This window comes from Pectobacterium atrosepticum, assembly GCF_000740965.1.
Taxonomy (GTDB): Bacteria; Pseudomonadota; Gammaproteobacteria; order Enterobacterales; family Enterobacteriaceae; genus Pectobacterium; species Pectobacterium atrosepticum.
Window position 1 is genome coordinate 3512356 of the sequence record NZ_CP009125.1, and the last position, 15590, is coordinate 3527945.

General features: G+C 52.4%; 13 protein-coding genes. 4 read left to right on the top strand and 9 right to left on the bottom strand.

Translation table 11 applies throughout. The annotated features are described in order from the left end of the window. Nucleotides 1–97: 97 nt before the first annotated feature. Nucleotides 98–1675, bottom strand: coding sequence for a glutamine-hydrolyzing GMP synthase (gene guaA, locus GZ59_RS15520; RefSeq protein ID WP_011094729.1), 1578 nt, complete (start codon nucleotides 1673–1675; stop codon nucleotides 98–100). A 106-nt stretch (nucleotides 1676–1781) separates the two neighbouring features. Further along, complete coding sequence (gene guaB / locus GZ59_RS15525; protein WP_011094730.1) at nucleotides 1782–3248, bottom strand: IMP dehydrogenase; 1467 nt, start codon at nucleotides 3246–3248, stop codon at nucleotides 1782–1784. Nucleotides 3249–3420: 172 nt separating this feature from the next. On the opposite strand from guaB, the gene xseA reads away from it, so the two are divergent. From xseA to GZ59_RS15540, 3 genes are all read left to right on the top strand, one after another. Next, entirely contained in the window at nucleotides 3421–4809 is a 1389-nt protein-coding gene (gene xseA, locus GZ59_RS15530; protein ID WP_039292999.1) for an exodeoxyribonuclease VII large subunit, read from the top strand. Between the two features lie 239 nt (nucleotides 4810–5048). Beyond that, the gene (locus GZ59_RS15535; RefSeq protein ID WP_039293002.1) at nucleotides 5049–6092 is read left to right on the top strand and encodes a M4 family metallopeptidase; all 1044 of its coding nucleotides are present in this window, start codon (nucleotides 5049–5051) and stop codon (nucleotides 6090–6092) included. Next, nucleotides 6089–6433, top strand: coding sequence for a protealysin inhibitor emfourin (locus GZ59_RS15540; RefSeq protein ID WP_039293004.1), 345 nt, complete (start codon nucleotides 6089–6091; stop codon nucleotides 6431–6433). The genes GZ59_RS15535 and GZ59_RS15540 overlap by 4 nt, the downstream gene beginning before the upstream one ends. Nucleotides 6434–6597: 164 nt before the next feature. Here GZ59_RS15540 and GZ59_RS15545 read toward each other — a convergent pair whose 3' ends face one another. Then, on the bottom strand, nucleotides 6598–7488 hold the full coding sequence (locus tag GZ59_RS15545; protein WP_039293007.1) for an AraC family transcriptional regulator: 891 nt from the start codon (nucleotides 7486–7488) through the stop codon (nucleotides 6598–6600). A 160-nt stretch (nucleotides 7489–7648) separates the two neighbouring features. Here GZ59_RS15545 and GZ59_RS15550 point away from each other — a divergent pair, with 160 nt between their 5' ends. Further along, nucleotides 7649–8404 carry an SDR family NAD(P)-dependent oxidoreductase gene (locus tag GZ59_RS15550; RefSeq protein WP_011094735.1) on the top strand — a complete coding sequence of 252 codons (756 nt, stop codon included), beginning with the start codon at nucleotides 7649–7651 and terminating at the stop codon, nucleotides 8402–8404. A 103-nt stretch (nucleotides 8405–8507) separates the two neighbouring features. On the opposite strand, the gene GZ59_RS15555 is transcribed toward GZ59_RS15550, so the two are convergent. From GZ59_RS15555 to ispG, 6 genes are all read right to left on the bottom strand, one after another. Further along, nucleotides 8508–9467, bottom strand: coding sequence for an AEC family transporter (locus GZ59_RS15555; RefSeq protein WP_011094736.1), 960 nt, complete (start codon nucleotides 9465–9467; stop codon nucleotides 8508–8510). Nucleotides 9468–9559: 92 nt separating this feature from the next. Continuing rightward, complete coding sequence (gene der, locus GZ59_RS15560) at nucleotides 9560–11047, bottom strand: ribosome biogenesis GTPase Der (protein WP_011094737.1); 1488 nt, start codon at nucleotides 11045–11047, stop codon at nucleotides 9560–9562. 144 nt (nucleotides 11048–11191) lie between these two features. Next, entirely contained in the window at nucleotides 11192–12373 is a 1182-nt protein-coding gene (bamB, locus tag GZ59_RS15565; RefSeq protein ID WP_011094738.1) for an outer membrane protein assembly factor BamB, read from the bottom strand. A gap of 10 nt (nucleotides 12374–12383) precedes the next feature. After that, on the bottom strand, nucleotides 12384–13004 hold the full coding sequence (locus GZ59_RS15570) for a YfgM family protein (protein WP_039293012.1): 621 nt from the start codon (nucleotides 13002–13004) through the stop codon (nucleotides 12384–12386). A 13-nt stretch (nucleotides 13005–13017) separates the two neighbouring features. Further along, nucleotides 13018–14292, bottom strand: coding sequence for a histidine--tRNA ligase (gene hisS, locus GZ59_RS15575; protein WP_039293015.1), 1275 nt, complete (start codon nucleotides 14290–14292; stop codon nucleotides 13018–13020). A gap of 137 nt (nucleotides 14293–14429) precedes the next feature. Then, nucleotides 14430–15551, bottom strand: a complete 1122-nt coding sequence (ispG, locus tag GZ59_RS15580) for a flavodoxin-dependent (E)-4-hydroxy-3-methylbut-2-enyl-diphosphate synthase (protein ID WP_011094741.1) — start codon at nucleotides 15549–15551, stop codon at nucleotides 14430–14432. Nucleotides 15552–15590 lie beyond the last annotated feature (39 nt).

Here is a 15590-nt window from a genome sequence, read left to right on the forward strand (position 1 = left end):
GTAGCGAAGTGCCAGACCTAAAAAGCCGAAAGCCCGCGATTACGCGGGCTTCAGGGGATTTCTTGCTAGAGGGGGCCGATCAGTTTTGGACGCCCAATCATTCCCACTCAATCGTTGCCGGCGGCTTGCCCGATACGTCGTAAACGACGCGGGAGATGCCGTCGACTTCGTTGATGATGCGGTTGGATACACGGCCGAGGAAATCGTATGGCAAGTGTGCCCAGTGCGCAGTCATAAAGTCGATGGTTTCTACTGCGCGCAGCGCGACAACCCAATCGTATTTACGGCCATCACCCATTACGCCTACGGACCGGACCGGCAGGAAGACGGTGAATGCTTGGCTAACCTTGTTATACAGGTCAGCTTTGTGCAGTTCTTCGATGAAGATCGCATCCGCACGACGCAGCAGGTCACAGTATTCTTTCTTCACTTCACCCAGTACACGCACGCCCAGGCCTGGGCCAGGGAACGGATGGCGGTACAGCATGTTGTACGGCAGACCCAGTTCCAGACCAATCTTGCGCACTTCATCTTTGAACAGCTCTTTCAACGGCTCGACCAGACCCAGCTTCATCTCTTTCGGCAGGCCACCCACGTTGTGGTGTGACTTGATCACGTGCGCTTTGCCCGTCGCAGACGCCGCAGATTCGATCACGTCCGGGTAGATGGTGCCTTGAGCCAGCCATTTCACTTCGGCTTGCTTGTTGGCTTCTTCATCGAACACTTCAACAAACACGCGGCCAATGATTTTACGCTTGGCTTCTGGCTCATCTTCACCCGCCAGCTCGTTCAGGAAGCGATCTTCTGCCGCCACATGAACAATGTTCAGACCAAAATTATCGCCGAACATTTCCAGAACCTGATCGGCTTCGTTCAGGCGAAGCAGGCCGTTGTCGACAAACACGCAGGTCAGGCGGTCACCAATCGCACGGTGCAGCAGCATCGCGGTAACGGAAGAATCCACGCCGCCAGACAGACCCAAAATCACGCTGTCGTTACCCACCTGCTCGCGAATACGGTTCACCGCATCGTCGATAATCTTGGCTGGTGTCCACAGAGCTTCACACTGGCAGATATCAAGGACAAAACGCTCTAACATGCGCTGGCCCTGACGCGTGTGCGTCACTTCCGGGTGGAACTGCACGCCGTAAAAACGTTTCTCTTCGTTAGCCATGATAGCGAACGGACAGGTATCCGTACTGGCAACGGTCTCGAACCCTTCTGGGATCGCCGTTACTTTGTCGCCGTGGCTCATCCAGACATCCAGCAGCGGCGCGCCCGTGGCGCTCAACGCATCCTGAATATCACGCACCAGCGCGCTATTAGTTTTAACTTCTACCTGCGCATAACCAAACTCACGCTCGTTGGAACCTTCAACGTGGCCACCCAGCTGCATCGCCATCGTCTGCATGCCATAGCACACGCCTAATACCGGTACGCCAGCGTTGAAAACGTATTCTGGCGCACGCGGGCTGCCAAACTCGGTGGTGCTTTCCGGGCCACCAGACAGGATGATCCCGTTCGGATTAAAGCCGCGAATCTGCGCTTCCGTGACATCCCATGCCCACAGTTCACAGTAAACGCCCAGCTCACGCACGCGACGTGCAACCAGCTGCGTGTACTGCGAGCCGAAATCCAGAATAAGAATGCGGTGTTGATGAATGTTTTGAGTCATGAGGAGCGTGTTCCAAAAAGCTAAAAAATAAGTAAACCCGGCGAATAGCCCTAAAAAGATAGGAATAGTACCGGGTTTATCGGGTTAAATCAGCCCGCAAATTACCTTATGAACCCATACGGTAGTTTGGTGACTCTTTAGTGATGGTAACGTCGTGAACATGGCTTTCCTGAATGCCGGCGCCACTGATGCGCACAAACTCAGCCTGCGTACGCAGCGCGTCGATGGTGGCACAACCCGTCAAACCCATGCAGGAGCGCAAGCCGCCCATCTGCTGGTGAACGATCTCTTTCAGGCGGCCTTTATAGGCTACGCGGCCTTCGATACCTTCCGGCACCAGTTTGTCGGCAGCGTTATCGGTCTGGAAGTAACGGTCTGATGAGCCTTTGGACATCGCGCCCAGTGAACCCATACCGCGATAAGATTTAAATGAACGTCCTTGATACAGTTCGATTTCGCCCGGGGATTCTTCCGTACCCGCCAGCATAGAACCGACCATGACACAGGCTGCGCCTGCTGCGATGGCTTTAGCGATGTCGCCGGAGAAGCGGATACCGCCGTCGGCGATGACCGGAATACCCGTGCCTTCCAACGCTTCAACCGCATCGGAGATCGCAGTAATCTGCGGTACGCCCACGCCAGTAACAATACGGGTAGTACAGATAGAGCCAGGGCCGATACCGACTTTCACTGCGCTAACACCGGCTTCAACCAGCGCTTTCGCACCAGAGCCCGTCGCAACGTTGCCGCCGATGATTTCGAGGTTCGGGTATTTGGCGCGTGTTTCACGAATACGCTGCAATACGCCTTCGGAATGACCGTGTGAGGAGTCGATCAGCAGTACGTCAACGCCTGCGGCAACCAGCGCATCAACACGCTCTTCGTTACCTGCACCAGCGCCAACCGCCGCGCCTACGCGCAGACGACCGTGTTCGTCTTTACAGGCGTTCGGTTTACGTTCTGCTTTCTGGAAATCTTTTACCGTGATCATGCCGATCAGGTGGAATTTGTCGTCAACAACCAGCGCTTTTTCAACGCGTTTTTCGTGCATTTTTTGCAGCACAACATCACGCGCTTCGCCTTCGTTGACAGTAACCAGACGCTCTTTCGGCGTCATGAACGCGCTGACGGGTTTTTCCAGATCGGTAACAAAGCGCACGTCACGGCCAGTGATGATACCGACCAATTCGTTGTCTTTTGCCACAACAGGATAACCAGCAAAGCCGTTACGCTCGGTCAGCTCTCTCATTTCACGCAGCGTCGTTTCTGGCGCCACAGTCTGTGGATCGACCACAACGCCGCTTTCATATTTCTTCACGCGGCTAACTTCTTCAGCCTGACGCTCAATCGACATATTTTTGTGGATAAAGCCCAAACCGCCTTCCTGCGCCAGCGCAATGGCCAGGCCGGATTCGGTAACGGTATCCATCGCTGCGGACAGCATAGGAATATTCAGGCGAATGTTTTTCGTCAACTGCGTGGACAGATCGGCAGTATTAGGCAGAACAGTAGAATGAGCGGGAACCAGGAGGACGTCGTCAAACGTCAGTGCTTCTTTAGCGATACGTAGCATGGGCAATATCTCACCAAGGTGGATGTTAGGAATAGATAAAATATTGCCGTGGCATTATACAGAGCGTAATCGATTGCCTCCAGCATTATTTTACTAAAATGCTTGATTACCTGTTTCAGGTAGGTAGTATCAATCGATTAAGTGACTGTTTTAAAATTTGATCTGGCTCACAATGTCTCAATTTCCCTCCTCTGCAATTTTTACCGTTAGCCGCCTGAATCAGACGGTTAGACAACTGTTGGAAATGGAAATGGGCCAAATTTGGCTCTCCGGCGAAATTTCCAACCTTTCTCAGCCCTCATCCGGCCATTGGTATTTCACGCTGAAAGACGAGCGTGCGCAGGTGCGCTGCGCGATGTTCCGCACCAGTAACCGCAGAGTGACGTTCCGCCCGCAAAACGGCCAGCAGATCATTATTCGCGCAACCATCACACTGTATGAACCCCGTGGCGACTATCAGTTGCTGGCGGAAAGCATGCAGCCCGCTGGCGACGGCCTGTTACAGCAACAGTTTGAACAGCTCAAGCAGCGTCTCGCCGCCGAAGGGCTATTCGACCAGCAGTTTAAGCAAGTGCTCCCCTCTCCCGCCAAACAGGTCGGTGTGATTACGTCAGTCAGCGGTGCTGCCCTGCACGATATCTTGCAGGTGTTACAGCGCCGCGATCCGTCACTGCCGGTTATCGTGTATCCCACATCGGTGCAAGGGGCGGAAGCGCCGCTACAGATTGTTCGCGCCATCGAACTGGCTAACCAGAGAGATGAGTGTGATGTGTTAATTGTCGGGCGCGGTGGCGGTTCGCTGGAAGATCTCTGGAGTTTTAACGATGAACGCGTAGCCCGCGCTATCTTCGCCAGCCGCATTCCTATCGTCAGCGCCGTCGGCCATGAAACCGATGTCACTATCGCTGATTTCGTGGGTGACCTGCGCGCGCCCACGCCGTCGGCCGCTGCCGAGTTAGTAAGTCGTAACCAACTTGAGCTGTTGCGCCAGATCCAGTCCCAGCGCCAGCGTCTGGAAATGGCGATGGACTACTACCTTGCCCAGCGCAATCGAGAATTTACTCGTCTGCACCATCGCTTACAGCAGCAGCATCCGCAACTGCGGCTGGCACGTCAGCAGGCCCAGTTGGTCAAACTGCGCCAGCGGCTGGATGATGCCATGCAGCAGCAGCTTCGGCAGACTTCGCGCCGAAGTGAACGCTTACAACAGCGCTTGATGCAACAGCAGCCGCAGACTCGTATACATCGTGCACAACAGCGTTTACAGCAACTTAGCTATCAGATGCAGAGCGCAGTGGATCGTCAGTTAAATCAAAATAAGCAGAAGCTGGGCGTCGCCTGTTCGCGACTGGAAGGCGTTAGCCCGCTGGCAACGCTGGCACGCGGCTATAACGTCACCACGGCACCGGACGGTAAGGTGCTGAAAAATGTCGCGCAAATCACCCCCGGTGAAACACTGAAAACCCGCTTGCAGGACGGCTGGGTGGAAAGTCAGGTCACAACGCTGGCTCCAAACCCAAGTTCCGTGAAAAAGCGGCGAAAATCCTCATCTCAGTCATAAAAATCGCGCGATCATCACAAAAACTCATGGGATGGGGATTTATCCTAAAACGACGGCGATCCCCCATTCTTGCCCCTGATATCTGAACTATACTCATTTCCAGCTCACTAAAACTTGTATTCATCGTTTTCACCGCACAGGTTCCAGCCTCTGCACGGTGAAGCGGATCGGATAACAATACAGTGAGCTTTATTGATCGTCTGTGTTACCCCTGATGAACGTTTTCAAGGAGATGAGGTATGAAGTCCAGACCGATTTGTAGCGTGATACCCCCTTATATTTTGCATCGTATTATCACAAACGGCACCGACGAGCAGCGCCACTGCGCGCAACAAACACTGATGCACGTTCAGTCATTAATGGTCAGCCACAATCCGCGCCCAGAACCTCATGAGAAATTGCCCGCTGGGCAGGCAAATCGCAGTATCCATGATGCAGAACAGTTGCAACAGTTACCCGGCAAGCTGGTACGCGCTGAAGGCCAATCCAGCAACGGTGATGTCGCCGTAGATGAGGCCTACGACTATCTAGGCGTAACCTATGACTTCTTCTGGAAGGTTTTCCAACGTAATTCGCTGGACGCTGAAGGGCTGACGCTGGCTGGCACAGTGCATTACGGTCAGGATTACCAGAATGCCTTCTGGACCGGGCAGCAGATGGTATTCGGGGATGGCGACGGCAAAATATTCAATCGTTTCACGATTGCACTTGATGTGATTGCACATGAACTCGCTCACGGCATCACCGAACATGAAGCGGGGCTGATTTATTTCCGACAGTCCGGCGCACTCAATGAATCACTGTCCGACGTCTTTGGTTCCATGGTCAAACAGTATCATTTAGGGCAAACCGCTGAGCAGGCCGACTGGTTTATCGGCGCTGAACTTCTGGCAGACGGCATCCATGGTATGGGGCTACGTTCTATGTCCCATCCGGGTACTGCGTATGATGATGAGCTATTGGGTATCGATCCCCAGCCTTCTCACATGAATGAATACGTCAACACGCGTGAAGACAACGGCGGCGTACATTTGAATTCGGGCATTCCCAACCGAGCGTTCTATTTGACGGCCATCGCGCTAGGAGGCCACTCTTGGGAAAGAGCGGGCCGAATCTGGTACGACACGCTGTGTGATAAAACGCTACCGCAAAATGCGGATTTCGAGATTTTCGCGCGCCACACCCTTCAACACGCCGCTAAGCGTTTTAACCATGCCGTTGCCGACATCGTTCAGCAATCGTGGGAAACCGTGGGCGTGGAGGTACGGAAGGAGTTCTTATGAAAACGTTGCCGGATCTCAACGACGACGCCACTATTGAGCTGGCACGTGAAGGAGGATTCGCCTGGATTCCCAAGCTGGCGGGGACGCGACGTTTCGCGCTCGCCAGTGTGCCGTCATCCGAACGGGAGCGCATTTGTAGTGCGATCCGCAATGCCTTCCCTCAGGCTCGCGAGCCCGACAAACCAGATGGTCCGGGCAGTGGCGACCAATTTTATTACCGTATCAGTATTAGCTACAGCCACCCGCAGCAGAATCAGTATGCCGATATCATATTGCTGATCCCGGAAGACAGCGCGCCACCGGAGCTGGCTGAGCTGTGGCGCAACGGCCTACCTCAGTGACAACGGATGAGCAGTACGACGAATTTAATCGGCACGCGTGTAGTTAATCGGTGAGCATATAGTTAATTGGTAAATATGGAGTGTGACGCTCAGTGGAGCGAAAACTCGCGTTAACACCATCAATTTATTGCTCTAACTGATAATTTACAGGGTAATGCTCTCTTTCATTCCTGAGAGGCACTCGATCTGATCAGACGAATATCACGTCCTGGTGGAATATTAAACATTCGGGCATATTCACGGGTGAACTGCGATACACTGGCGTAGCCGACAGCAGAAGCCGCATGAGTAATACCCACTCCATTTGTCAACATCAGATTTCTGGCATTAATCAGACGGAGCTGCTTCTGAAACTGCAAGGGGGTGAGTGTGGTGAGTGACCGGAAATATTGATGAAATACCGACACACTCATACCAGCCGCACTGGCAAGTTCTTGGATTCTAATCGAGCGCATAAAATCTTTACGCAGTATGGCTATTGCGCGGCTGACTCGTCCGGCATGACTGTCAACAGCGCCAAGGGCCCGGATTGCTGATCCATGCTTACTTCTGAGCAGCCAGTAATGTAGCTCGCGTATTAGTCCCTTACCGAGGATATTGAGCGCTTCATGCTGTCCGAACAACTTTACCAGACGGTATGCGGTGTCTGCCAAGTCGTCACAAATCGATTCGATATGAATATTGCCCGAAGCATTACTTATTTTAGTCGGCATAACCACCTGGAGTTCACGGAGGATCTCAATATCCAACTCAAGTACAAGTGAATAATAGGGGGCACCTTTACTGGCCTGAGTTATCTGACTGACTGTCGGGATGTCGGCGGATATAACCATCGCTTCTCCGGGACCATACTCAAAGCTGTCAGGGCCTGTTGTAACGCGTTTTCGGCCCTGTAACAGCATGGCTATCAGCGGCTTTGACACTGCAGCCTGTAACTCTCCAGGATGAAGGGAACGTACGATAGTCAGCCCCGGAACCGGAGTGACAGTAACGCCGTTATGGTCAGCACAGGCATCGGCATAGCGGCGGCAAAGATTCAGCAGAGTGTCATTCATCGAACGTTTTCAGACAAGAATAAGTGTTTATATTATGCTGGCAACCAGCACAAACAACTCAATAAAAATATTATTAGGCAAAAAATAACAAAGATCAGGCAATGCAACCCAGATGAATTGTCATATTGTAGATGCACCAACAGAACAGTAAGGACATATCATGAGCAAAATTACTCTCGTAACGGGGGCTAATAGGGGCCTAGGTCGTAACACCGCACTCTCCATCGCAGAGCGTGGAGGTGATGTCATTGTTACCTACAGAGGAAACACTGAGCAGGCAAAAGAGGTCGTAGATGAAATCCAGTCTCTGGGACGCAAGGCTGTGGCGGTTCAGCTTGACGTGGGTAATAGCGCTAGCTTCCCGACATTTACCAAATCCCTACGTCCTCTACTTTCTGAAATCTGGGACCGTGACACATTCGACCATCTGGTCAATAACGCGGGCCATGGAGAATTCTCCATGATAACAGACACAACTGAAGCGCAGTTTGACGGGCTATTTGATGTTCATGTTAAAGGAATGTTTTTCCTCGTGCAGACACTTCTGCCTTTGCTGGCTGATGGCGGACGTATCATCAACTTTTCGTCTGGCCTGACCCGCGTATCATATCCAGGTTTTTCGGCCTATTCTGCGGCAAAGGCCGCTGTTGAAATGCTCAGTGTCTACATGGCCCGTGAACTGGGCCCACGTGGTATCACCGTAAATACCGTTGCACCCGGTGCGATCGAAACCGATTTCGGTGGCGGGCTTGTTCGGGACAATGCTGATGTTAACGCACAATTTGCAACGATGACTGCTCTCGGACGAGTCGGTGTTCCCGATGATATAGGCCCGATGATTGCCAGTCTGTTACGCGAAGATAATCGCTGGGTTACCGCACAGCGAATCGAAGTGTCAGGCGGGCAGACAATCTAATACTGGCGAATATGCTTCCATAAAAAAGGAATACACCATTCCATAGTGGCGTATTCCTATTAACAGTAAGGAATATCGATAGCTAACTAACGGTTATCAGACACTAAATAACACTGAGCGAACGCAGCACATATAGCCCAATGGCGATCATGAAAAACGCCCCCACCGTCGTCAGCCCAATAATATTCGCCGCCAGCGTAGCGTTCCCCCCCATCGCACGCGTCATCACGTAGCTTCCCGATGCTGTCGGCGTTGAGGAAAACAGGAAGATAATACCCAGTTCAACGCCTCGGAAACCAGCCAGCCATCCCCCAAACGTCAACAGTCCCGGAACGACCAATAGCTTAGCTACGGAAGAGAGCATGGCGACGTTGGACGAACGAAACATACTGCGCCATTCCAGACTCGCTCCGGCACAGAGTAACGCCAGCGGTAGCGCCATTGAGGAAATAAAGCTGCCAGTTTGCTTAATCACGGCAGGTATCGGTAAATGGCTCTGCGCATATGCGGCACCACAGAGTAAACCGATAATCAGCGGGTTGGTGAAAATACCGCGCAGCAGCGTACGCACCGGAATACGCTGCTCGGGAGACTGCCGCTGCAAACTGCGCGTTAACGTGATAACGGATAGCGCATTGAACATAATCACCGTCACCATCAGATACATGGATCCGACAGCCACGCCCTCTTCACCATAAGCACTCATCGCAAACGCCATGCCCATAATGCCCGTGTTGGAACGGAAACCACCCTGAACGAAGATACCCCTCTCCGTGGGTTCCTTGACCAGACGAATCGCCACTATCTCCAATAGCAGGAAAGTTGCCAACGTCCCCACGGTGCCATACACCACCAGCGGCCACTGCTCTGAGAATGCCTGATGAGTGGTCGCGACACTGAAAAACAACAGGCAAGGCAGAGAAAGGTTGAACACTAACCGCATCGCGGTATCGCAAAAAGCATCGTTCAACAAATTCAGCTTACGCAATGCCACACCGATTAATAGCATAAGTAGATTAGGCATCGTGACGTTGAACGCAAAACTCCAGGTTTCCCAGGACATGACTTTCCTTGAGTATTATTTGTTTTGTTAACTACAGTTCGTTTCGTCTCTGACAAAACGGGGCGAATATTGCTATTCGCCCCGTTAATAAATCACTTACTTTTTTTAAGATGCGACATCAACCGTTTGCGCTTGCGTAGCTGAGTTGGCGTCAGCTTGTTGCGCTTCTCTGCAAAGGGGTTTTCCCCTTCTTTAAACTGAATACGAATCGGCGTGCCCATCACTTCCAGCGAACGGCGATAGTAATTCATCAGGTAGCGCTTGTAGGAATCCGGCAGGTCTTTCACCTGATTACCGTGGATCACCACAATCGGTGGGTTATAACCCCCAGCGTGTGCATATTTCAGCTTCACACGACGACCGCGCACCAGCGGCGGTTGGTGATCGTCTGACGCCATTTGCATAATACGAGTCAACATCGCCGTACTCACACGACGCGTTGCACAAGAATAGGCTTCGGTAACCGACTCAAACAGGTTACCGACACCGCTACCGTGTAGCGCAGAAATGAAGTGAATGCGGGCAAAATCGATAAAGCCGAGACGCAGATCCAGCGTATCTTTCACCTGATCGCGCACTTCCTGCGACAGGCCATCCCACTTATTCATCACAATTACCAGTGAGCGCCCACTATTGAGGATAAAGCCCAGCAGCGAGAGATCCTGATCGGAAATGCCTTCACGCGCATCGATAACCAACAGTACCACATTGGCATCTTCAATCGCCTGCAACGTCTTGATGACGGAGAATTTTTCTACCGTTTCCGTGACTTTGCCGCGCTTACGCACCCCAGCGGTATCAATCAGAATATATTCACGTTCGTCACGCACCATCGGGATATAGATACTGTCACGCGTCGTGCCTGGCATGTCGTACACTACCACACGCTCTTCACCCAGAATTCGGTTAGTCAGCGTGGATTTACCGACATTCGGACGCCCTACGATAGCCAGCTTGATCGGCAAATCTTCAGGATTGAAATCGTCTTCCGCTTCTTCTTCGCTGGCCTGCTCTTCTGCTTCTAACGCAGCCCAGTAAGCCGCGTTCTCTTCTTCTTCGGTTAACTCGACCGGCTCTTCTATTTCATCTTGTACAAACGGCAGCAGAACGGTTTCCAGCAGCGACGTCACACCACGGCCATGAGATGCCGCGATCGCGTAGACTTCTCCCATACCGAGCGAGTAAAAATCTGCCGTGACCATATCTGGGTCAAGGCCATCGGTTTTGTTAGCGACCAGCACCGTCATCTTTTCGCGGCTACGCAAATGCTTGGCAATGCCTTCATCCGCAGGCATCAACCCCGCGCGAGCATCCACCATGAACAGCACGATGTCCGCCTCTTCAATCGCCACCAGCGATTGACCCGCCATGCGCGTTTCCACACCGTCTTCCGTGCCATCGATACCACCGGTATCGATGATAATAAATTCATGCCCTTCCACTTCTGCACGACCATACTTGCGGTCACGAGTCAGCCCAGGGAAATCCGCCACCAATGCATCACGAGTGCGCGTTAAGCGGTTAAATAGCGTGGATTTCCCCACATTCGGGCGCCCGACCAGCGCGACGACAGGTATCATTGTTACAACCTCATTACTTATATTTCAATACGTTACAGCGAAACACTCGCTGACGATAAAAAGACGAAACGGCCCCTGATAGTGTCAGGAGCCGTTATGGGAACGCATCCAAAAACGCTGCGATCCAAATCAATACGGTGTTACCTAGCGGGTGAACGCGTAGATGTCACCATTTTTCGCCTGAATCAGCAGCTTATCGCTGGCAACTACAGGCTTGCTCAGGAAACCAGAGCTATCTACTTTTTGTTGTGCGACAAAGCGGCCATCTGCTGTATTCAGCCAGTGCAGGTACCCTTCGGTATCGCCCACAACCAGATAGCCGTTATACAGCGCCGGAGCCGTTAGGTTACGGTGCAACAGATCGCTTTGGCGCCACAGGCTCACGCCGCCATTGGTGTTCAACGCAACAACGCGATCGTCCTGATCGACCAGATAGATCCGGTCACCGTCAATGATGAAATCATGCACTGAACCCAGCTCGCGCTTCCACAGAACCTGACCAGAACGCAGATCCAGCGCGGTCATGTTGCCATTGTACCCTAGCGCATAAACTACTTCGCCCGCGACAACCGGTGTCGTGTCGACATCGTTCAGCCGATCGATTTCGGTTGCGCCACTCGGCTGTGAAATACGCTGTTGCCAGATGAGCTGACCCTGATTGATCATCACAGCGTTCACACGACCATTGTCACCGCCGACAATCGCCGCACCAAATGCGGTTGTCGGTGCAGATTCACCGCGCAGAGACAGCGTCGGCATATCCAAGTTAACGCTCCACTTGATTGCGCCATCCGCTTCATTCAAGGCCTGCAACATACCGTTGCTGGTGTGAATCAGCACGACGCCATCGCTGACGACAGGACGAGATAGCGCTTCACCTGCTACTTTCGTTTGCCATACTGGCGTACCATCTTCGGCATTCAGCGCATAGACCTGCGCCCTTTCGCTGCCGACATAGACATGGTTGCCAGAAACCGTTACCCCGCCAGACAGCAGCGCCGGATTATTACGGGAGAAGAAATTGGTCTTCTCTGACAGGTCGGCACGCCAAATCTCTTTGCCGTCACTCAGATCCATCGCTTTCACGGTGCCACGACGATCGGCGGCAAAAACGTGGTTATCCTGCCATGCTGGGTGAAGGTTGGAATAAAACTCACCAATCCCACTCCCAACCGAGCTGTTCCATACCTTGGTTGGTGTGAACTGGTTTTCCACCTGCGGCAGTGGAGACATAGTGACAACATCTTCTTCGCTGTTAAACAGCGAGCATCCGCTCAGCAGGGCAATAGAAACCAGTCCTACCAAAAGTGTTTTACGCAATTGCATGGAATTCCTCTTAGCTGGACAGGTTATTCAGTTTCATACGCAGTAACGCTTGCTGTGCCTGCGATGGGTTGGAAGACAACCCTTTGTTGTAGGCATCACGCGCAGCCTGATTATCCCCTTTGCTAGCCAGGATATCACCACGAACTTCAGCAGCCTGTGACGCCCAACCTTCCAGTTTGATGGCATCCAACGTTTTCAGCGCGTCATCCGCTTTATTTTCCTGTAGCTGAACCCGCGCCAAACGCAGATTCACGACGGCTAGCAGGTCAGCGTCTTTAGTTTGTGACTGCGCTTGCACCAGCTGTTGTACTGCTTTAGCAAAATTTTTCTGATCAACGTAATGACGAGCCAGTTCCAGAGAAGCCAGCGCACCATAGGTATTCTTATTCTCGGCCGTAAATTTCTCTGTTGAAGCAATCGCTTCAGCTTTACCTTCGGCCAATTGCTCCGTCACCTGCTGATAAGACGCAGATGCAGCCTGCACGCTATCATTTTGATGGCTTTGCCAGAAACGCCAGCCAACCAATGCGCCAACGCCCAACACAACACCGACAACTAACGCCTTTCCGTTCTCCGCGAGGAAACGACGTAGTACATCAACCTGTTCATTCTCTGTGGTATAGACTTCCACGGTGTCTCTCTCCTCAATCCAGTAACGTTGCCAGCCGCGATGCGACGTCGGCCTGTGCCAATGTATCCTGCTCGCCGTTGCTCAGATTTTTAACCACAACCTGACCGGCCGCCACTTCATTTTCGCCTAATACCAATGCGACGCGTGCGCCCCATTTATCAGCACGAGCGAATTGTTTCTTAAAGTTGCCACCGCCGTAATTGGTCATCAATTTCAACTGCGGCAACGCATCACGTAATTTCTCCGCCAGTTGCATTGCGGCAATCTGCGTTCCTGCACCGGAAGAAATAAGATAAGCATCTACGCCTGGCTGTGCTTTGAAATCCGGATTCACAGACTGCACCAGCAGAACCAGACGTTCCAGACCAATCGCAAAACCGACCGCTGGCGTCGCGTGTCCACCTAGTTGCTCCACCATACCATCATAACGCCCACCGGCACAGACCGTGCCCTGAGCGCCCAGACTGGTGGTCACCCACTCAAATACGGTGCGGTTATAGTAATCCAAACCACGGACCAGACGCGGATTAACGGTATATGGGATACCGGACTGCGTTAAAAGTTCACCCAGTGTTTCAAAGTGTGCTCGCGATTCATCATCCAGATAGTCCGTCAGCACCGGCGCATCATTCAGCAGAACTTGAATCTGTGGATTTTTCGTATCCAGAACGCGCAACGGGTTGGTGTACATCCGGCGCAGGCAGTCTTCATCCAGTTGATCTTTATGCTGTTCGAGAAACGCCACCAGCGCTTCACGATAGCGGGCACGTGCGTCTAACGAACCAATCGAGTTCAGTTCCAGCTTCACATGATCGGCGATGCCCAGTATCCGCCACCAGCGGGCCGTCATCAGGATCAGTTCGGCATCAATATCCGGCCCTTGCAGACCAAAAACTTCACAACCCAACTGATGGAACTGGCGATAGCGCCCTTTCTGCGGACGCTCGTAGCGGAACATCGGGCCGACATACCACAGCCGCTGTTCCTGATTGTAGAGAATACCGTGCTCAATACCGGCGCGGACGCAGCCTGCCGTCCCTTCCGGACGTAGAGTCAAACTATCGCCATTGCGATCGTCAAAGGTATACATCTCTTTTTCGACGACATCGGTCACTTCCCCGATAGCGCGCTTAAACAGCGGCGTTTGCTCGACAATCGGCAAACGAATTTCATTATAGCCGTAGCCGCTGAGCACCTGTTTCAGGCTGTTTTCAATACGCTGCCACAATGCCGTTTCGGCTGGCAGGTAATCGTTCATGCCGCGAATGGCTTGAATATTTTTTGCCACGTCAGTTCTCTATGCGTTTTTCAAAAAATAAACCCGATTATAGAGGGATTGTCGTCGCATCTTCAATGCGGAGCATCCCCATCGGGTTAAGGAATCGTGAATTATGCGGGTGACGGCATACCGTCACGCCGTCAGGGTTACTTATCCACCAGATTGACGGTAATACGCTGACTTTCGTCCATCATGGAGGCTTTCGCGCGAATTTTGGCTTCTAACTGATCGATCATCTGTTCGTTATCGAATCGCTCTCTCTGCCGCACGCCGTCTTCATAAAAGCCGCTCTTGTTGTGTCCACCCGTTACGCCAATAGTAGACACCAGCGCTTCACCGGGGCCATTAACCACGCAACCGATAATCGAGACGTCCATCGGCGTGATGAGATCCTCCAGTCGTTGTTCCAATGCGTTCACCGTACCGATCACATCAAATTCCTGGCGAGAGCAAGTCGGGCAAGCAATAAAGTTGATTCCGCGTGCGCGAATGCGTAGTGATTTCAAGATATCGAAGCCGACTTTAACTTCTTCAACCGGATCGGCTGCCAATGAGATACGCAGCGTGTCACCAATACCTTCAGACAGCAGCAGGCCGAGGCCAATAGCCGATTTCACCGCACCACTACGTGCGCCACCGGCTTCGGTGATACCAAGATGCAGAGGCTGATCGATACGTGCTGCCAGCAGGCGATAAGATTGCACCGCAAGGAAAACATCCGAGGCTTTAACGCTGACTTTAAACTGATCGAAGTTCAGACGATCAAGAATATCAACATGGCGCATCGCCGATTCCAGCAATGCTTCCGGCGTGGGTTCACCGTATTTTTCCTGTATATCCTTTTCCAGCGAACCGCCGTTAACACCAATGCGGATCGGGATATTGTAGTAACGTGCACAGTCGACAACCGAGCGAATGCGCTCTTCGTTACCAATATTACCGGGATTGATGCGCAGACAGTCTACGCCATATTCCGCGACTTTAAGCGCGATGCGGTAGTCAAAGTGAATGTCGGCGACGAGCGGGACATTCACCTGCTGTTTGATAAGCTTAAAGGCTTCCGCCGCATCCATTGTCGGCACGGAAACGCGGACGATATCGACGCCAACACGCTCCAGCGCTTTGATTTGATTGACGGTTGCTTCAACGTCGGTGGTTCGGGTGTTGGTCATGGATTGCACCGCAATCGGCGCACCATCACCAACAGGCACCTTGCCGACGTAAATCCGTGTTGATTTTCGACGGGTTATGGGTGCAGCGTTATGCATTACTTCATCTCCAGCATTGCAGTCTTACCTAAACAACAC